General features: G+C 36.5%; 18 protein-coding genes. 6 read left to right on the top strand and 12 right to left on the bottom strand.

All coding sequences use genetic code 11. The features are described 5' to 3' along the window. Nucleotides 1-59: 59 nt before the first annotated feature. Genes EWU23_RS00705 through queA form a run of 5 tightly spaced genes read right to left on the bottom strand, consistent with a single transcriptional unit; the run spans nucleotide 60 to nucleotide 5,561 of the window. Nucleotides 60-251, bottom strand: a complete 192-nt coding sequence (locus EWU23_RS00705; RefSeq protein WP_166227808.1) for a hypothetical protein — start codon at nucleotides 249-251, stop codon at nucleotides 60-62. Continuing rightward, nucleotides 241-1,425 carry an MFS transporter gene (locus EWU23_RS00710; RefSeq protein ID WP_166227810.1) on the bottom strand — a complete coding sequence of 395 codons (1,185 nt, stop codon included), beginning with the start codon at nucleotides 1,423-1,425 and terminating at the stop codon, nucleotides 241-243. Before EWU23_RS00710 ends, EWU23_RS00705 begins: the two co-directional genes overlap by 11 nt. A 1-nt stretch (nucleotide 1,426) precedes the next feature. Continuing rightward, nucleotides 1,427-3,799, bottom strand: a complete 2,373-nt coding sequence (locus EWU23_RS00715) for an efflux RND transporter permease subunit (protein WP_166227812.1) — start codon at nucleotides 3,797-3,799, stop codon at nucleotides 1,427-1,429. A 2-nt stretch (nucleotides 3,800-3,801) separates the two neighbouring features. Continuing rightward, complete coding sequence (locus EWU23_RS00720; RefSeq protein ID WP_166227814.1) at nucleotides 3,802-4,491, bottom strand: 2-C-methyl-D-erythritol 4-phosphate cytidylyltransferase; 690 nt, start codon at nucleotides 4,489-4,491, stop codon at nucleotides 3,802-3,804. 17 nt (nucleotides 4,492-4,508) lie between these two features. Continuing rightward, nucleotides 4,509-5,561 carry a tRNA preQ1(34) S-adenosylmethionine ribosyltransferase-isomerase QueA gene (gene queA, locus EWU23_RS00725; protein WP_166227816.1) on the bottom strand — a complete coding sequence of 351 codons (1,053 nt, stop codon included), beginning with the start codon at nucleotides 5,559-5,561 and terminating at the stop codon, nucleotides 4,509-4,511. A 183-nt stretch (nucleotides 5,562-5,744) separates the two neighbouring features. On the opposite strand from queA, the gene EWU23_RS00730 reads away from it, so the two are divergent. Then, nucleotides 5,745-7,040, top strand: coding sequence for a cryptochrome/photolyase family protein (locus tag EWU23_RS00730; RefSeq protein WP_166227818.1), 1,296 nt, complete (start codon nucleotides 5,745-5,747; stop codon nucleotides 7,038-7,040). Here the strand turns inward: EWU23_RS00730 and EWU23_RS00735 are convergent. Further along, entirely contained in the window at nucleotides 7,032-7,823 is a 792-nt protein-coding gene (locus tag EWU23_RS00735; protein WP_166227820.1) for a DUF3108 domain-containing protein, read from the bottom strand. The two genes, EWU23_RS00730 and EWU23_RS00735, sit on opposite strands and share 9 nt — an antisense overlap. A gap of 163 nt (nucleotides 7,824-7,986) precedes the next feature. Between EWU23_RS00735 and recA the strand changes: the two genes are divergently transcribed. Further along, complete coding sequence (recA, locus tag EWU23_RS00740; protein ID WP_166227822.1) at nucleotides 7,987-9,048, top strand: recombinase RecA; 1,062 nt, start codon at nucleotides 7,987-7,989, stop codon at nucleotides 9,046-9,048. 50 nt (nucleotides 9,049-9,098) lie between these two features. On the opposite strand, the gene dnaA is transcribed toward recA, so the two are convergent. Further along, entirely contained in the window at nucleotides 9,099-10,514 is a 1,416-nt protein-coding gene (gene dnaA / locus EWU23_RS00745) for a chromosomal replication initiator protein DnaA (RefSeq protein ID WP_166227824.1), read from the bottom strand. Between the two features lie 430 nt (nucleotides 10,515-10,944). Further along, complete coding sequence (locus EWU23_RS00750; protein WP_166227826.1) at nucleotides 10,945-11,796, bottom strand: diacylglycerol/lipid kinase family protein; 852 nt, start codon at nucleotides 11,794-11,796, stop codon at nucleotides 10,945-10,947. A 63-nt stretch (nucleotides 11,797-11,859) separates the two neighbouring features. Between EWU23_RS00750 and EWU23_RS00755 the strand changes: the two genes are divergently transcribed. Next, the gene (locus EWU23_RS00755; protein ID WP_166227828.1) at nucleotides 11,860-12,264 is read left to right on the top strand and encodes a MaoC family dehydratase; all 405 of its coding nucleotides are present in this window, start codon (nucleotides 11,860-11,862) and stop codon (nucleotides 12,262-12,264) included. Nucleotides 12,265-12,319: 55 nt separating this feature from the next. Here EWU23_RS00755 and EWU23_RS00760 read toward each other — a convergent pair whose 3' ends face one another. Further along, the gene (locus EWU23_RS00760; protein WP_109322819.1) at nucleotides 12,320-12,499 is read right to left on the bottom strand and encodes a histone H1; all 180 of its coding nucleotides are present in this window, start codon (nucleotides 12,497-12,499) and stop codon (nucleotides 12,320-12,322) included. A 156-nt stretch (nucleotides 12,500-12,655) separates the two neighbouring features. Beyond that, on the bottom strand, nucleotides 12,656-13,909 hold the full coding sequence (locus EWU23_RS00765) for an aminotransferase class I/II-fold pyridoxal phosphate-dependent enzyme (RefSeq protein ID WP_166227830.1): 1,254 nt from the start codon (nucleotides 13,907-13,909) through the stop codon (nucleotides 12,656-12,658). 123 nt (nucleotides 13,910-14,032) lie between these two features. Between EWU23_RS00765 and ggt the strand changes: the two genes are divergently transcribed. Then, nucleotides 14,033-15,724, top strand: a complete 1,692-nt coding sequence (gene ggt / locus EWU23_RS00770) for a gamma-glutamyltransferase (RefSeq protein ID WP_166227832.1) — start codon at nucleotides 14,033-14,035, stop codon at nucleotides 15,722-15,724. Here the strand turns inward: ggt and EWU23_RS00775 are convergent. Both EWU23_RS00775 and EWU23_RS00780 read right to left on the bottom strand, forming a co-directional pair. Continuing rightward, on the bottom strand, nucleotides 15,721-16,419 hold the full coding sequence (locus tag EWU23_RS00775) for a VIT1/CCC1 transporter family protein (protein WP_166227834.1): 699 nt from the start codon (nucleotides 16,417-16,419) through the stop codon (nucleotides 15,721-15,723). The two genes, ggt and EWU23_RS00775, sit on opposite strands and share 4 nt — an antisense overlap. A 4-nt stretch (nucleotides 16,420-16,423) precedes the next feature. Next, a complete protein-coding gene (locus tag EWU23_RS00780) occupies nucleotides 16,424-18,013 on the bottom strand; it encodes a peptide MFS transporter (RefSeq protein ID WP_166227836.1) in 1,590 nt (529 codons plus the stop codon). Nucleotides 18,014-18,177: 164 nt separating this feature from the next. On the opposite strand from EWU23_RS00780, the gene EWU23_RS00785 reads away from it, so the two are divergent. Together EWU23_RS00785 and EWU23_RS00790 are read left to right on the top strand one after the other, a co-directional pair. Next, nucleotides 18,178-18,957: a ParA family protein gene (locus EWU23_RS00785; protein ID WP_166227839.1), complete on the top strand. Its 780-nt coding sequence runs from the start codon at nucleotides 18,178-18,180 to the stop codon at nucleotides 18,955-18,957. Nucleotides 18,958-18,970: 13 nt separating this feature from the next. After that, nucleotides 18,971-19,891 carry a ParB/RepB/Spo0J family partition protein gene (locus EWU23_RS00790; protein ID WP_166227841.1) on the top strand — a complete coding sequence of 307 codons (921 nt, stop codon included), beginning with the start codon at nucleotides 18,971-18,973 and terminating at the stop codon, nucleotides 19,889-19,891. Nucleotides 19,892-19,896 lie beyond the last annotated feature (5 nt).

Below are 19,896 nucleotides of genomic sequence, written 5' to 3' on the forward strand. Positions count from 1 at the left end.
CATGTATTATTTGAATAGTAACACTATTTTTTGAAATTATTATAAAAATTTCAAAATAGCTATTGGTTAATTTCTGAATTCAAGGAGTACTTTCTCCTGATTCGATTGATCTGAAATCGCTTTTGATCTGTAAAACTGGCTTCATGCAGTTGGTTAAATTCGTAAAGCCAAGTAGAAAAGAGTTCGATGTCATTGGTTTTAAAAGCCAAAGCATCAATTTTTTTACTTATCAAATAGGTTTCAAATTTCATTTCTAGTCCAGTTTTTCCTAAAGCTCAATAAAACAACTAATGCAATAGTAGCTAATAATCCCGCAATGAAAAAGGGGAGAGGTATCATTTGACTTAAACCTTTGTATAAATATCCCGACAAAAACGCCCCAATACCAATACCCATTTCTAAGGCAATATACATGGTGGCCATAGCTCTTCCCATGTGATTTTTATGAGCTAAATCGGTGGTCCAAGCCGCTAATGTTGGGGTAGAAAAACCCCATGAAATACCAAATAATATGGCTGAAATAATTAAAGACAAAGCGGATGCTGGAAATGCCAAAAGGAACATAGCCGCAATTAAAAATACACAGGAAATGATTAATACAGGTATTCTTCCGTGTTTATCTGAACTTTTTGAAAAGAAAAACCGAACAAAAATGGAAGCAATAGTGTATATCGTAAAATACAGGCCTTTGTTATGCCAGCCCACTAATTTGGTCGTATCAGGGAGCAGTGTAACAACCACTCCCGAGGAAAATGCCATCAAGATCATGATCAAAAAAACCGGGGCTATTTTGGGTTCAAAAACATCATTCCAATTGATTTTAAACAGCTTTAATGAAAATTTACTTTTCATACTTTTAGGCAATGTTTCCTCCAATTTCATTAAAATGACGATAGATGCTAAAGCAAATAGAGATGAAACATAAAACATGGGCTGTAATCCAATGGAATTGGCTAATCCAGAACCTATACTTGGACCGATGGACATCCCCGTTGCTGTAAATATCCCTAAAGTACCTTGAGCTTCACCTCGTCGATGCTCTGGGATGATATCGGCTACATAAGCTGCCGTGGCAGTTGGTTTGGTGCCTGTCGACATACCATGTATAAAACGCAAGAAAAGAAAGGCTTGAACGGTATGTACCATGGGATATATACCTCCACAGATGAAACAAACAATAGACCCAAATGCCATGACAGGCACGCGCCCAATATGATCAGTCAGTTTACCAGAAAATGGCCTGCTGAGCCCTGCAGTTAATGTAAATAACGCAATGATGTATCCAATGTATTCACTTCCTCCCATAGCTGCCAGATAATCCGGCAACTCAGGAATGATCATGGAAAAACTAGCCGCAAATAAAAAGTTGCTAGAACATAATAACCAGAAGGGAATGGTATAGATTTTTTCCTCTTGTATCTCCATGTTAAATTTCTTCCTCTATGATGGTATCAATTTCTTTTTTATTCAATCCCATCAAAAAGGCAGGTAATAAAATCAGATTACAAATCATGGCCATCAATAAGGTTATTGATACCAATATACCCAGTGCCTGAGTTCCCTTAAAGGTCGAAGCAGTAAAAATGAAGAAACCGAAAAACAAGATCATAGCCGTATAGAACATGGATACACCCGTTTTTTGAATGGTTATTTGAACTGCCCGTTTTACATTTTGCTGATTTTTTAACCACTCCTCTTTATACCTGGTTAAGAAATAAATGGTTCCATCGCTAGAAATGCCAAAAGCAATGGAAAAAATTAGAATGGTACTTGGTTTCAAGGCTATATTAAAATAGCCCATCAAACCTGCTGTGATTATGAGTGGAATCAAACTAGGCAAGGTGGATATAATGACCATTTTCCATGAACGAAATAAAAAAGCCATCAATAGACAAATTAACACAATAGCCGTTAAGGTACTTTCTATTAAGTTTTTCTGTAAATATTCCGTATTAAAAGAATTGATAACCGAATTTCCGGTTACATCTGCTTGATAGGCATTAGGACTATCTTGGGCTAATATTTCTCCTGTATCAGGGTCAGTTCTAAAAATACTATCAATCTTGGGCTGTAAAATTTGATATAATTCCTTTGTTCTTACTGTACCTGCATCAGCCATTTGATAGGAGATACGGGTATGCTGTTTTTCTTTGTCTATGAATCCAGCAAATAAGTTGTTTTTTCCTGATAAACTGGATTGAAAGTCTTTTAATTTATTTAATTCATCAATACCCGGTAAAGTGAAATATTTGGGGTCACCACCTCGGTATACTTGGTATAAATACTTGGTAGCAGTCAAAATCGAAAGTCCAGTAGTAAATTCAGGGTATTTAGCCATGAGCTTTTCTGTTCTTTTCATTTTGGACAATATTTCGGGACTTAATGCCTTACCTGGACTTTTAGCATCCACAGAAATTTCAAAAGGTATGATACCATGAAAATGCTTTTCAATGAATTTTAAATCGGAATAAATCGCATTTTCTCGAGGTAAATCATCAACGATAAATCCAATTGCCTTAATTTGCAATAAGCCATATACAGAAATCATCAGAAGCAGGATCACTGTTCCATAAATGGATTTTCTATGATGTAAAACCCAATTTTCAATTCGAATTAAGAATAAATTGACTCTTTTGGACTCAAAATGTGCCAAGTCCTTTGGACGTGGAGGAGCCAAGAAACTAAAGAAAATGGGAATTAAAAGTAAGGATAACAAAAAGGTAAACATGACATTGACCGAAGCCACTATTCCAAATTCAACTAATAAACCTGAACCAGTAAAACTGAATACGCCAAAGCCAATGGAAGTAGTTAAATTGGCCAAAAATAAGGTTCTACCCACTTTAGAGGCACTTTCTTGTAAAGAAAACAACTTGTTCTGAGTCTGAATATAGGTTTCATGGTATTTGTTCAACAAGAAAATTACATTCGGTATACCAATCACTACGATAAGTGGAGGGATTAAACCCGAGAGTAATGTGATTTTGAAACCTAGAAATACGATGGTAGCCAAGGATGCAAGTATACCAATCAATATTACGATTAATGCAAAAAATACGACTTGAATAGACCTAAAAAAGAACAATAAGATGAGTGAGGTCACCAGAATTGCTAAGCCTAGAAATATGATTAATTCCTTGGTTACTTGGGAAGTATACTCCGTACGGATAAATGGCATTCCCGAGAAATGAATATCCCGTTTTGTTTTTAAACGATAATCTTCTCCTAATTGCTTTATTTTCTTGACTAAAGTGATTCTTCCTTTATCGTTAATCGTCTTTTGATCGAGAGTAATTAGTAACAAATGGACCTTATAATCATCCGTATATAAGAAATTAGTAAAAATGGGTAATCGGCTAATTTTACTTTTTAAGGTATCCAAACGTTCCTGCGTAGTCGGTAAACTGGCATCCCAAATGGTTCTAGTTTTGAATTTTTTATCAGTACTGTCAATGTAAACCTCAGGTAGATTGGATAAGGATAAAATGTTTTTGATCCCAGATAATTGTTTGATATCTGAACTAAGATTTTTCCATGCATCAAACTCTGCAGGAGTAAAAAGTTGAGGATTTTCTAATCCTATAACCATCACGTTTCCATCTTCCCCGTACTTCTTTTTGAAACCTTCATATAGTTGAAATCGCTCATCCGTTTTGGGTAAGATTTTGGCTAATTCATAGCTTAATTGAATCTGAGAAGCTTTGTAAATGAGTCCTGCTGTGAGTAGAGTTAATACAAACAGGATAACAATTTTATGTTTTAATATATTGGATCCAATCCAATCCCAGGCGTTTTTCATGTTTATGCATTTTGAGTCAATGCCTCGGCAATCAGCATATCCTCAGGAGTTGTAATTTTAATATTGGAATAATTTCCTTCCACTAATTGGATTTCGGTGCCCAATAATTCCACGACACTCGCATCATCCGTAAAAAAATCTTGGTATTCTTGTTGGAAAGCTTTCTTTAAAAGAGAAACTTCGAAAATTTGAGGCGTTTGAATCAGTTTAATTTGTGTACGATCTAGCGGAAAATAAATGTTTTCGTTGGGGTCCCATTGGCGAATAGAGTCCTTACTTGAAACAGCCAAAACCGCATTTCCATGCTTTTGGGCATGTTGAAATGCTTGCTGAATACAAGTCACGGATACCAAAGGTCTTACCCCATCATGAATTGCCACAAGAGCATGGTGATTTATTAAAATAGCTTGTACTCCTTGTTGACTCGAATGAAAGCGGGTATTACCACCTTTCACTAACTGATGTGGACATTGTTGGAGAATTTCAGGATGTTCTTGACAAAGTAAATGCCAAGTAGGAAATTGATCCTGAGGCAAAACTAAAATCAATTCAATATCAGCAAATGCTTTTTTGAATTGTAATAGTGTATGGTATAAAATGGGTTTGCCTTGAAGGAGCAAAAATTGTTTAGGAACGGCACTTTTCATTCGCTGTCCAGTACCTCCGGCTACAATGATGGCATATTTCTTCAAAACAAACCCGATTTTATTTAGATGATTAACATAACGTCACCATAACTAAAGAAACGATATTTTTCTTTAATGGCTTGTTGGTATGCTTCATGAATTAATTCATATCCACCAAACGCCGAAGTCATCATCAATAATATAGACTCAGGTAAATGGAAATTAGTTAATAAAGCAGTTGGTATTTTAAACTCGTAGGGAGGGAAAATGAATTTATCTGTCCAGCTATTGATAGGCTTTAAATGACCACTAGCAGAAACAGAAGATTCCAACGCTTTCATGACCGTAGTTCCCACCGATAACACATGTTTTTTGTTGTCAATGGCTTGATTCACATAATCACATGTATCTTGATTGATGATAAAATGTTCAGAGTCTGTTTTATGTTTGGTTAAATCTTCCACATCCACTTGACGGAAAGTACCCAAACCTACATGTAAGGTGATAGGAGTAAACTGCGAACCATTCAGTTCCATTCTTTTCATGATGATCTTAGAGAAGTGCAATCCAGCCGTTGGAGCAGCTACAGCACCCACATGCTCAGCATAAATGGTTTGAAACCTCTCAGCATCTTCAGGAGTAGCCTCTCTTTTCGAACGAATTTCCTCTGGAAGTGGAGTTTCCCCCAATTCGTGAATGGCCGCCATTAAAGCTTCATGGTCTCCATCATACAGGAAACGGATAGTTCTTCCACGTGATGTGGTATTGTCAATAACCTCCGCTACTAAATCAGAATCACCAAAATATAATTTATTACCTACACGAATTTTACGAGCAGGATCTACCAAAACATCCCATAGACGATGTTCACGATTCAATTCTCTAAGTAAAAATACTTCAATTTGAGCACCAGTCTTTTCCTTGTTTCCATACAATCTAGCCGGAAAAACTTTGGTGTTGTTGGTTACTAACACATCTCCTTCTCCGAAGTAATCAACGATATCAGTGAATTTCTTATGTTCAATGGTTTTGTTTTTTCTGTTTACAACCATCATGCGAGCGTCTTCGCGGTTATCAGTTGGATGTAAGGCAATTAAACTTTGAGGTAAATCGAATCTGAATTCAGATAATTTCATTCGTATGGGGTTTGAAAATGAAAAACGTTGAATTAATTAGTTGAAAAAATTAAAACAATCGTTCATTTATTTTTGAACTAAAAAAACAATTTGCAAATATACACTTTTCAAGGGGGGCTTGTCAAGGTAATTTTTCGAAACAATCAAAAGCTAAGGAGGTTAAGCAATAGAATATTGATTATTATGAATGAGATTTCTGTTTTCTGGTTTCGTCGCGATTTGCGTATAGAAGATAACGTTGGGCTTTTTGCAGCCTTAAGTAGCCCATATCCCATTTTACCAATTTTTATTTTTGATCCTATTATTTTAGATAAATTAGAAAATAAAAAAGATGCCCGTGTCGAATTTATCCATCAGTCTCTCATTCAATTAAAAAAGGAAATCAAAAAACGAGGTGGCGATTTAGTGGTTATACATGAAAAACCTTTTGAGGCGTTTCATAGGCTGGCCCAGCAATTTCATATCAAACAGATTTATTCCAACCATGATTATGAAAGTTATGCCATAGCCAGGGATGCTTCCATCCAACAATGGGCAGAGAGTCAGGGGATCGGTTTTTATAGTTATAAGGATCAGGTTATTTTTGAAAAGAATGAAGTATTAACAGGTCAAAATACACCCTATACTGTTTTTTCTCCTTATTCGAGAAAGTGGAAAGAAAAGTTGGCTAATACCGAATGGAGGCAGTTTGAATCTGAGAATTTGATAAACTATCTAAAAGCCTCCTTTGAATTACCGTCTTTAAATCAATTAGGATTTCAAGCCACAGGATTAAAATTTCCGTCATTGACATTTTCAGATGAACTAATATTACACTACCAAGTAAACCGAAATTTTCCTGGATTGGATGCCACATCGCACGTTTCAGTCCATTTGCGTTTTGGAACTATTTCGATTCGCAAACTAGTAAAAAGGGCCCTAGGTAAATCAGAAACCTGGTTAAATGAATTAATTTGGCGTGATTTCTACTTTAATATCACTTTTCATTTTCCTTATATTAGTCAAGGAATAGCCTTTAGAAAAGAGTATGATCGGATGAACTGGCGAAATAATGAACAGGAGTTTGAGGCTTGGAAAAACGGTCAAACCGGATACCCTATCGTTGACGCTGGTATGCGAGAGTTGAATCAGACAGGGTTCATGCACAATCGAGTGCGTATGATAGTTGCCAGTTTCCTCGTCAAACATTTATTAATAGACTGGCGTTGGGGAGAGGCTTATTTTGCTGAAAAATTATTGGATTTTGACTTTTCTTCCAATAATGGTGGATGGCAATGGGCTGCAGGTTCTGGCTGTGATGCAGCTCCCTATTTCCGGGTATTTAATCCCTATTTACAAACTCAGAAGTTTGATAAAGATCTAACATACATTCGGAAATGGGTACCCGAGTTTCAGGAATTTCATTATCCCAAGCCTATCGTAGATCATGAATTTGCTCGGAAAAGAGTGCTGACTGCTTATAAAGAAGCTTTAGGGTAGAGCCGAGTATATTGGTTTTCCTGCGATTTTATAATCTTCTAAATCGATACTCAAGAATCCAATCTTCAGATTCACTTCCATTTTGAATGGAATCTGGTAGTTATCTTGGCTTATCCAAAGTCTAATCGCATCTTTATCTTGGAACAAATTGTTTTTAGGTAAAACCAAAGAGGTACGAATGCAATTTTTGCTACCAAATTTACTATCTACTTTCTCAAAGCCCTTTACGATACACCAGACTTCATATATTTGACCATCCACTAATATTTTAGCGCTCATTTTTTGGCCAATTTCTAATTCCTGCAAGTTCTTTTTACGTAAAAAATAATACCCAGATATTAAGTCCATCATGGAATTTGAAATGGATAGATTTTTGTCTTTGGGGGTATTTTGAGGGGAGGATATTTGAGCGATTCCTTTATCATGATAAAAATCTACGACTTCTTGTTTTTTGTACCGTCCTTCTCGCTTATTCATTTCGGCCTTGATGGGCAATAAAGTAGTGGGTTCCATGTAGGAAACCCATAAATCTAAAAGTGGACTAAATACATTGAAGATGCCGACTGTTTTTCCCTCAATCTCAATTTTTCTGGTTGGAATCTGACGAATGGATCCCAAATTTGGACTACTTTTTATATTGGCCTCTGCCGCATTAATAAATCCTAAGTGAATTCGGTATTTTAATTGTTCTCCGCCCAAAAGTACATCTTTGTCTTGCGCTTTTAACGTGATGGATAGGCAAAATAATAATAAGAAGAAATAGGCAAAATTTTTTGTTTTCAAAGGGTAGAAGGCTCAATTTTCGGCAAGATAAGTATTAAAGAAATAAGAGTACAGAATATCAAGTAATTTGATTAAATATTAGTGGCTATTTCCTATTTTTGTTTAGCTAAATACAAAACAAATTAGTAGAAGCTATAAATACAATTTTATCAATCAACATACCATGGCAAAACAAGCGAGCGAAGCTCAAGGCATAACATCTGAAAAATTAAAAGCCTTACAGACCACTTTAGAAAAATTAGATAAAGCTTATGGAAAGGGGACGGTTATGCGCCTTTCGGATAGTAAAGTCATGGATGTTCCTGTTATCTCAACAGGCTCTTTAGGTTTAGATTTAGCTTTAGGTATTGGTGGTGTACCTAGAGGTAGGGTAGTCGAAATTTATGGACCAGAGTCTTCGGGTAAAACTACGTTAACATTGCATTGTATTGCCGAAGCCCAAAAGGCGGGAGGTATTGCAGCTTTTGTGGATGCAGAACATGCATTTGATCGTTCGTATGCAGAGAAATTAGGTATCGATACTCAAAACTTGTTAATATCTCAGCCGGATAATGGAGAACAAGCATTGGAGATTGCTGAGCATTTAATTAGTTCAGGCGCCATTGATATCATTGTGATAGACTCAGTAGCAGCTTTAGTTCCTAAAGCTGAGATAGAAGGAGAGATGGGAGATTCTAAAATGGGTTTACAAGCTCGATTGATGTCACAGGCTTTACGTAAATTAACAGGAACCATCAATAAAACTGGATGTTGCTGTATTTTCATTAACCAATTGCGGGATAAGATTGGAGTGATGTTTGGAAGTCCAGAAACTACTACGGGTGGTAATGCATTGAAGTTTTATGCTTCTGTACGTTTAGATATTCGTAGAGCTGGTCAAATCAAGGAAAGTGCAGACTCTATCACAGGTAATCGTACTCGAGTGAAAGTGGTTAAAAATAAGTTAGCTCCTCCATTTAAAGTAGTCGAATTTGATATTATGTATGGGGAGGGTATTTCAAAAGCCGGTGAAATACTGGATTTAGGAGTTGATTTTGGCGTGATTGATAAATCAGGTTCTTGGTTTTCTTACAATGGAAACCGATTGGGACAAGGGCGAGATGCTGTTAAAGATTTAATTAAGGATAATCCAGAATTAATGGAGGAATTGGAAGCTAAGATCAAAGAAAAAGTGAAAGGTGATGATTCTGTCTTGTTAGATAAAGTAGTCGTTACCGAAGAATAGAAAAAAATTACTAGATAAATGAAAAGTCTCTCGATTATCGGGAGACTTTTTTAGTGGGTGTTAAGATTAAATCGATTGAATAGTTTTTTGACTGTTTTCTCGACTGTTTTATCTGTTTCCATAGCTTCGGAGATGGATTGCACTGCATGAATGACGGTACTGTGATCTCTTCCACCAAAATGGTATCCTATCGACTTCAGTGGGAGATTCGTTAATTCCTTTAACATATACATGGCCACTTGTCGCGGAAATACATTTTCTTTCTTACGGCATTTCCCTTGCAAAGTACTTAGGTCTACCGAAAAGTGGTGTGTCACAGCCTCAAGAATGTTTTCAACACTTAATTCTTTTTCTTGTTCATTAACAATGCTCTTCAGGGTAGCTTTTGCCAAATCCAAATCAATCTCTTTTCTGGTTAAGGATGCTTGAGCCATTAATGAAATAATCACACCTTCTAATTCTCTAACATTGGTTTGAATGGAATGAGCTAAGTATTCTAAAACTTCGAAATCTATTTGAATACCATCATCCTGTAATTTTTTCTGAATGATAGCAATTCGAGTTTCAAAATCGGGTTGTTGTAGATCTGCCGTTAATCCCCATTTGAATCGACTTAATAAACGGTCTTCCATACCAGCTAAATCACGTGGTGCACGGTCAGAGGACAATATGATTTGTTTCCCTGATTGATGTAGGTGATTGAAGATATTAAAGAATGTTTCTTGCGTCTTCTCTTTTCCTGATAAGAATTGAACGTCATCGATAATGAGTACATCCACTTGCAAATAGAAATTAGTAAATGCTTCTATGGAATTATTGCGAATGGCATTCACAAACTGATTGGTGAATTTCTCTGTAGAAACGTAAAGAACAAATTTGTCAGGAAACTGTAGCTTAATTTCATTACCTATTGCCTGAATCAAGTGTGTTTTACCTAATCCTACACCACCATAAATCATTAAGGGGTTAAAAGAAGTTAAACCGGGTTTATTGGCCACAGCCATTCCAGCGGCACGCCCAAGTCGATTACAATCACCTTCGATGAATTTATCAAACGTATATTTGGGAATTAAGTAGGAATCTAATTCCAAAGAATCCAGATTTTTAAACTGAAAAGGACTTTTTGCCGCCTGTTGGTTGATAAAATCTTTGCTTGGATTTTGGTTAGTCGTAGGTAAATTAAATGATAAAGGAGGATTTTTACGATCACCCTTATCTACGATGATGGAGTATTCCAACATACCTTGTCGACCAATGGTATGATCTATCGCTTTTCTCAGAGATGATACGAAGTTTTCTTCTAACCATTCATAGAAAAATTGAGAAGGAACCTGTATCGTTAAGGTATTATTTTGAAACTTTAAAGGAACAATTGGGCTAAACCAAGTCGTGAAACTCTGCTCAGAAATATCATCACGGATGATATTCAAGCATTTATTCCACAATTCGGTTACTGCAATTTGCATATAAAAATCCTTTTTTTTAGGGTCAAAAATTCCTCGTTGAAGTATTAGCCATAGAAGACATACTTCAAATGTTTAAAATTTCAAATAATGGTTTGGGTACCTAGGGAAACGATAAAGCTTCACTTAAGCGGGGAGACAAAAATAGTAAAATTCAAGGTCGTTCCAAATCTAAAAAAAAATATTTTCAACTTATTTTTAGTAAAAAAAGTGCATTAAAATTTGGAACTAAAAATTGTTCAATTTTTATGTACTTCAGGTGTATTTTGGCTTGAAAAAATATAAGAAAAAAAAATAAAAATATTTTGAATCAAAAACGTAGTTATTTAAACATAGTCTAAAATTGAATCTGCTTTACTATGTATAAGTATCTGAAAATCAGTATGTTATATTAATTCAGTGAACTGGAGTGTAATTTGAAAGAATTTTTAATCTAAACAATTACGCGCAAATAATTTGGAATAATTTTAATAGTATGTTGTAATTCTTTTGTCTGCAAATTTTCCCCATCCATATGGTACAAAGTGCCAACAGGAACGCTGAATTCATATCTTTGGCAAGATTGTATCGATACTTTTTTATGTTGGGAGATATTCTTGAAAAATAGGCTAATTCCAAGTTGGGCTGATTCCCAAATAGTTAACGGCTTAACTTTCACTACTTCAAAGTTCCCATCTTGCAGATTGGAGTAAGGGGAAATGTAGGCATTATTGCCAAACTGGTTGGCATTGGCAAATGTCATAGAAAAAAGGACTTCATTGCTTTCTTCTGTCTGATGAATAGCTATGGCTTTGTACCGAACGATGGATTTGATGGAAGACTTGATGTAATTCACCAATCCTCTTTTTTTGCCTTGGGCAAATTGGTGGGCGACAAAAGCATCAAAGCCGATACCAGCGGTGCAGAAAAAAGCATCTTGATTCCAAAAGGCCACGTCGATTAAGATTTCATTTCCCTGAATAGCTTGTTGCAACGCTTTAGAAAATGTCAGATGTAAGCCTAAATGTCTGGCTAAACCATTTCCTGAACCTATCGGGATAATTCCTAGAGCGGTTTCAGAACCTATCAAAGCACTGGCTATCTCATGAATGGTGCCATCTCCTCCAATAGCGATGACTTTTTGAGCCCCATTTTGTAAGGCTTGCAGGGCTAAATCATGAGCATGACCTGCATATTCAGTAAAATGTAATTGGCTATTTTCAATCTTTTCTAATTTTTGAAGCATTTGCTTTTTACTTGCATTACTTTTGCTTCCAGAGTTGGGATTGTAAATAAAGTGGATCATGCCTTTTAATTTCAATTGCAAAGTTAGACGCTATTTTTTATTAATAATTAATATACCTACAATATGTATTCAGTTGGAGATAACTACGAAATTGAATTTAGTTTTACTCAAGAGCAAGTAAACGACTTCTGTAAAATTTCAGGAGATTTTAATCCATTACATTGGGATGAGGCATTTGCAGCCCAAACAGTATTTAAAAAGCCCATCATTCATGGTGCACTCATTGCCAGTGTTTTTTCTCGTGTCATGGGAATGGAGTTCCCTGGGCAGGGGAGTGTGTATTTAAGTCAATTGTCGGAATTTAAACGCCCGCTTTATGTCGACTTAGTTTACCAAGCTAAATTTACGGTAACTAGCATTGATCCGATCAAGCATACGGCAGAAATTCAAACTCAAGTGTTTGACAAGGAAAGAGGAAAGTTGATGGTCGATGGAATAGCTAAAGCTATGAATGCGGAAAAGTTTTAACATAAAAAAGCCCGTTACGATTAACGGGCTTCTTTTAATCAAGAAATTAAACTAATTATTTTCCTGAGTTCTTTTGATTTTGAACTTCAGTACGAATTTCTTGAGCTAAAGTTTTTAGTTGCTGTAAGCCACCTCTAACGCGTGTTCCTGCTGCTTGGTTTCCTTTATCGTAGAATTTTTCGAAATCTGATTCTAATGACAAAACGAGGTCTTTCACTTGTGCAAATCTGCTCATAATAATTTGATTTTGTAGGTTGTAAAAATAGATTGTCTTATTTCGCTGTTTGAAGCGCTTATAAGGCGAAATTTAACAAAAAACTTAATCCATACAAACTATTTCTATGAAAAAACCCAAAAAAAAGTTAAAAAAGTTAAAAATGGCCAATAAAACTTATTTTACGCCATTTAAAACCTTATAATAACCGTCTTTTAATCTTTTTTGAACTTCAGCAAAACATTCCGTTGTATATTCAATATCAGCTTGAGTATGTGAGGATGTTGGGATAATTCTCAACATAATCTGACCTTTAGGAACCACAGGATAGACAACAATACTGCAGAAAATACCCATGTTTTCGCGCAGGTCTCTTACTAAAGAAGTTACAGCTGCAATATCATATTCACCATGTAAGAATACTGGAGTAACAGGTGATTGAGTTTCACCGATATCAAAACCTTTTTCTTTTAAACCTTTTTGTAAAGAGCGTACGTTTTCCCATAAACGTTCTCTCAATTCAGGATGTTTTTTAATTAATTCCAAACGCTTCATTCCTCCAATAACAAAAGGCATAGGTAGGGCTTTGGCATAGGTTTGTGAGCGCATATTGTATTTTAAGTACATGATGATGTCCTTAGGTGCAGCTACAAAGGCTCCAATGGCTGCCATGGATTTAGCAAACGTTGAAAAGTATAAATCGATACCTTCTGTACAGTTTAAAAATTCACCTACTCCTTTGCCATTGGCACCCATCGTTCCAAATCCATGAGCATCATCCACCAATAAACGGAAGTCGAAGTCTTTCTTCATCTCCACTATTTTATCCAATGAACCCACCTTTCCAGACATACCAAAAACACCTTCAGTAATAACCAAAATTCCTCCTCCCGTCTCTTGGGTCTTTTTGGTCGCACGTTCTAAATTCTTACGCAATGAATCCATGTCATTGTGATTGAATTTATAATAGTCACCCATTTTAGCTTTGTGTAAACGGATACCATCAATTAGACAAGCATGTGATTCAGCATCATATACTATGATATCACGGTGATCTACCATACATTCTATGATGGACATGACACCTTGGTATCCATAATTTAAAAGAAAGCAATCTTCTTTTCCGACGAATTCAGCCAATTGTTTTTCAAATTCTTCATGCTCATCGGTATTTCCAGACATCATTCGAGCTCCCATTGGGTAAGCTAAACCATATTTGGCTGCTGCATCCGCATCTGCCTTTCTTACTTCAGGGTGGTTAGCTAGGCCTAAATAATTATTTAATGACCAGTTGAGCATCTCTTTTCCCATGAAGGTCATTCTTGGGCCAAGTTCTCCTGTTAACTTTGGAAATGAAAAATAATGGTGGGAGTAATGCGCATGAGCACCGATTGGCCCCATGTTTTTAACAACTTTCTCGAAAATATCCACTGTAAGTATCTGTTTTAATTAAAAAAACTTAAAATATTCACAAAGTTAAATTATATTTTTGTTATGACAACGCTCACCGAAGAGCTTTTAACAATTGAATGTTTTCAAATTAAATTCTTCATCATGCAACAGACTAAGCTTTTTGTTCTCATTGCCTTGCTTTTGGCTACTTCTACTAATGCCCAAACCAGTAAACCTGTTATCGAATCTTCTAAAGGAATGGTGGTATCAACTCACCCTGCGGCCAGTGAGGTGGGTTTAGTCATTTTAAAAAAAGGAGGGAATGCCATTGATGCGGCTGTTGCTGTCAATTTTGCTCTTGCGGTTTGTTACCCTGCTGCTGGTAATATTGGCGGAGGAGGTTTTTTGGTTTATCGAGATAAACAAGCCCAAACCTTTGCATTGGATTTCAGAGAGAAGGCTCCTTTGAAAGCTTTTCGAGATATGTATTTAGATGAAACAGGAGCCATTATTCCAGGTAAAAGTCAGGCTGGTATTTTTTCTGTGGGTGTACCCGGTGCAGTGGCTGGCATGGAAGCCATGCATCAAAAATTTGGAAAATTACCATGGTATGAGCTGGTCAAGCCTGCGATTGATTTAGCAAGAAATGGAGTTGTATTGACGGAAAAGGAAGCTAGAGGATTAAACGGACAGAAAGCTGATTTTCAGAAATTCAATTCGGGTAAGGATTATATGATGAAAGCCCTTGACCAAAAATGGGAAAAAGGAGATTTATTGATTCAAGAGGACTTAGCTAAGTCATTGGAACGCATCGCTAAAAGAAAGTCAAAAGGTTTTTATCGGGGTAAAACGGCTCGACTTTTAGTTCGGGAAATGAAGCGACAAGGAGGAATCATGACAAAAAAGGACCTAAAATCGTATCAAGCTGCTTGGAGAAATACGGTCAATTTTGAATACAAAGGAAAGAGAATAATTAGCATGCCTCCACCTTCCAGCGGTGGTATTGCATTAAATCAACTCATAAAAATGATGGAACCATTTCCGTTGGCTTCATGGGGACCTCAATCTGATTCAACCATACAAGTTATGATTGAAGCAGAAAGAAGGGTTTATGCTGATCGTTCCAAATGGTTAGGAGATCCTGATTTTGTGAAAATACCTCAATCTGAATTGGTAAATCCAGCTTACATTCAAAATAGGATGAAGGATTTTAGTTTTGACAAAGCGACGTTAAGCACTTCAATATCTGCAGGTCAATTTCCTGGTTATGAAAGTCCTGAAACCACTCACTATTCTATCGTGGATGAAGAAGGAAATGCCGTTTCTATTACGACCACTTTGAATAATAGTTATGGAAGTAAAGTTTTTGTGGGCGGCGCAGGATTTCTCTTGAACGATGAAATGGATGATTTCAGTGCCAAAGCTGGTTCTCCCAATTTGTATGGCTTGATTGGCTCCAAAGCCAATGAAATTCAACCAGGTAAAAGAATGCTTTCTAGTATGACACCTACCATTGTGGAAGAAAATGGAAAATTAAGAATGGTGGTTGGCACACCTGGAGGTTCTACCATTATTACTTCGGTTTTTCAAGTAATTTTAAATACGCTAGAAATAGGGATGAATATGCAACAAGCAGTGGAGTATCCTCGCTTTCATCACCAATGGCTTCCAGATCAAGTCTTGTATGAAAGAAATCGCTTTAATCCAGAGCAATTGAACCGTTTGAACGAAAAGAAATACAAAATGATGCCAGTCAATGGATTAGGCTTGGTGGAAGGAATTTTAGTATTACCCAATGGAAAACTGCAAGGTGGTGCAGATTCCAGAGGGGATGATACTGTTTCAGCTTATTAAAAAAGTTTAGCTACCATAAAGGCTGCACCAGCTGCGGCAGCACCAATGGACATGACTTTGAGTGCTCCAATGAAAGGTTGCTGCCCAGTCATTTTACTTTTGAAATAACCAAAAATAAATAAGGCCAATAGGGTGATGATAGCGGAATAAATCAAACCATCTTCTGGTTTGTCTAAATAAAAATAAGGAACCAAGGGGATTAAACCACCTATAGCATAGGAAATGCCAATGGTTAAAGCTGAATTTCTAGCACGATTTGGATTGGGCTTTTCTAAGCCTAATTCAAATCTCATCATGAAATCTACCCATTTATCTTTGTCGCTGGCAATGCAATTAACGACAATTTCTTGGGCTTCTGGACTTAATCCATAATCCTCAAAAACTTCTCTGATTTCTTCTTTTTCTCGATCCGGTACACGTTCTACTTCATCGTATTCTCGAGCTAATTCGGCCTCATAGTGTTCCTTTTCAGTCATTCCAGCTAAGTAGCCTCCTAATCCCATGGCAATAGAACCTGCTACAATTTCAGCAACTCCCGCAGTGGTTACAATATCATTACTGGAAACTGCTCCTGAAAGCCCAGCTGCTAGAGCAAAGGGCACGGTTAATCCGTCCGACATACCAATGACCACGTCGGTCAGGAAATCAGAACTTTTTAAATGTTTTTCGTGAAGGTGGTGATCAGGTCCATGCATAGAATTATCGGATGCCGTGCATCATACGTTTTAAAGGTCCAATGGCTAAAGTATATAGAATAATGGCAGCAAGGCCAGTTAATGTGACAAATAACATAAAGAATTCATATAAATTATGAATTTCAAATCCCAAGAAACTAGGAAAGTTTACCTGTCCAACTACTGCTTCTGCTGGAGGCAATAAGGCTCCTAAGGTTCCAGCAAGAGCGTAACCTGCTGCATTGGCTAAAAACCATACTCCCATGAGCAAAGAAGAAAAACGTTTGGGAGCTAATTTAGAAACCAAAGACAAGCCGATAGGTGATAAACATAACTCGCCCATGGTATGGAATAAATACATGACGATCAGCCAAATGACACCTAATTTATTATGTCCTAAATCCTTGATTTGAGAAGCAATAATCAAGTAACCTAATGAAAGTAACAGTAATCCAATGGCCTGTTTGGCAGGTGAATTCGGTTCTAAACCTCGTTTATTAAGCCAGATCCAAAGCCAGGAAAAAGGGAAAGCGAGTAAAATGATAAAAAATGAATTGGCGTTTTGAACCGAACTTGGAGGAAGTTCAATCCCCAAGAAATGTAAATCTGTTTGTTGGTCTGCAATGAATGTCAGTGAAGAACCAGCTTGTTCAAAGGATGCCCAAAAGAAGATAACAAAAAAGGAAATAATGTACATCACCAATATTCTGTTTCTTTCAATACTCGTGATGGTTTTATCTGTAATAATCAAAAATGCTAAACTAATACCAGAAGAATAAATGACAGGATAAATCCAATCTTTGATGATGTTAGGCTCTTCTGTAATGAAAAAGTAATGGAAGGTAAATACCAATATAAAGAATAAAATAACGGCACCCATGATGGATTTAGGGCTAAATTCAGCCTTTCCCGTTTCTCCATCAACTGGAGCGGAATCATTTTTAGAAAAAGGTTTTTCTCCTACAGGTAGACCATCTGGATTGACAATGAATTTATTTTTGAGGAAATAAAAAGAAATAGTTCCTATCAACATGGCAGTTCCTGCTGCAAAGAACCCCCATTTAAAAGCATCCAATACTCGAATTCCATCGACTTTAACATCCCCTAGGAAAGGGCAAATTAACATACCTAATAAGGCACCCGTATTAATTCCCATGTAAAATATGGTGAATGCTGCATCTAGTCGATTATCCCCTTTACGGTATAATTGCCCCACCATGGATGAGATATTGGGTTTAAAAAAACCATTCCCGATAATTAAAAAGAATAATCCTCCCCACATTAAATTTTGAGCTAGGCTTAAATCCATTTCAAATGTGCTCGCAGAAGAGAACATGAATATTTGACCGATGGCCATAATAAGCCCTCCAATAAGAATACAATTTCGATTTCCTAAGTAACGGTCTGATATATATCCCCCAGCCATGGTGGTCAAATAACTTAAACCTAAAAATCCACCGTAAAGGATGGATGCGTCGGTTTGTTTAAAAGCTAGGGCATTAACTAAAAATAGCGAGAGTAAGGCTCTCATTCCGTAAAAATTGAATCGCTCCCACATTTCTGTGGAATACAAAACATAAAGGCCTTTCGGATGACTGCTTGTGTTTTCGGACATATGGGTTGATGAATACAAATACCAAGTTACAAGAATGTTACAAAAATCGATACTCAGAGATTGATTTAATCTTAAAACCGAACATAAAATAATGGACTCAGATGTGAAACATATTTTGTAATATTGTCCTTCATTTGTCCATATAATTCTTCAGATTTTCAACCATGGGTAAGATCATTGCTATTGCTAATCAGAAAGGTGGAGTTGGTAAAACGACCACGGCTATTAATTTAGCGGCCTCCTTAGCAGCTTTAGAATTTAAGACATTGATTATTGATGCAGATCCACAAGCTAATTCTACTTCGGGTTTAGGTTTAAATCCAAAGGAAATAACCCAAAGTATTTATGAATGCATGGTGGGTTTAGCCAGAGTGAAAGAGAGCATCGTTTCCACGGAATTGGATTTTTTAGATATTATTCCGTCTCACATTGATTTAGTAGGAGCGGAGATTGAGATGATTAATTTGAACAATCGGGAGGCGAGAATGCGGGATGCATTAGCGGAAATTAAAGATTTATATGATTTCATCATCATGGATTGTTCTCCTTCCTTGGGCCTAATCACTATTAACTGCCTTACAGCAGCAGATTCTGTAATTATTCCCGTCCAATGTGAATATTATGCATTAGAAGGTTTAGGTAAGTTATTGAATACCATTAAAATTATTCAGTCTCGTTTGAATCCTAATTTAATGATTGAAGGCATATTATTGACCATGTATGATTTACGTTTACGTTTGTCGAACCAGGTAGTCAATGAAGTGAATAGTCACTTTAAAAACATGGTGTTTGAGACTATAATCCCTAGAAATATCCGTTTATCGGAATCACCAAGTTTTGGAATACCCGCTATTTTGCATGATGCAGAAAGTAAAGGTGCCATTAGCTACCTAAATTTGGCAAAAGAAATTATCACCAAAAACGGCTTATTACAGGCTGTTTAGCAGATTAAATGATATGAGTGCAAAGCAAGAATCAAATTCAAAAAAAAGAATAGGTTTGGGTAGAGGTCTAGGCGCTTTGCTTGAAGATTCTGAAAATGTTTCCCATACTTCTAAACATTCTTCTGAGTTTGCAGGTAGTTTAGAAGGGGTAAATCTGATGGATGAAATTCCATTAGAATACATTGAGACTAATCCTTATCAACCGAGAGAGTATTTTGAGCAAGAAGCATTAGCTGATTTGGCAGAATCTATACGTATTCAAGGAATTATTCAGCCGATTACCGTTAGAAAGATTGCTCCTAAGAAATTTCAATTAATTTCTGGAGAGCGCCGTTTACAAGCTTCTAAATTAGCGGGATTAAAGAGTATCCCAGCCTATGTAAGAACCGCGGATGATCAGCAAATGATCGAAATGGCTTTGATTGAGAACATTCAAAGGGAAAATTTGAATGCTATTGAAATTGCCTTATCCTACAAACGTTTGATGGATGAATGCCAATTGAAACAAGAAGATTTAGGGAATCGGGTAGGGAAGAGTCGTTCCAATGTAACCAATTACATGCGCTTGTTGAAATTACCTATTATCATCCAAGCAGCGATTCGAGATGCTAAAATTTCAATGGGTCATGCCAGGTGTTTGGTTTCGGTAGAGAATCCTGAATTACAACATGTCCTTTTTCAAAAAACCATTTCAGAAGAGTGGTCTGTTCGTAAATTAGAGGATGCCGTTAGGCAGTCAGCTCATCCTAGTCTTGGAAAACCTGATGAATCTAAAGTGCTTCCATTGGCGGAGATGCAACAAATTCAACAAACTTTTGCGAGTTTCTTTCAATCTCCTGTTTCATTCAAAATGAATGAAGAAGGAAAAGGTGAATTGAAAGTTAGTTTTAAGTCGAAAGAAGCGTTATTAAAACTATTGAAAGCAGTACAATAGTCGAC

It is taken from the genome of Aquirufa beregesia, from assembly GCF_011090385.1.
Taxonomy (GTDB): domain Bacteria; phylum Bacteroidota; class Bacteroidia; order Cytophagales; family Spirosomataceae; genus Aquirufa; species Aquirufa beregesia.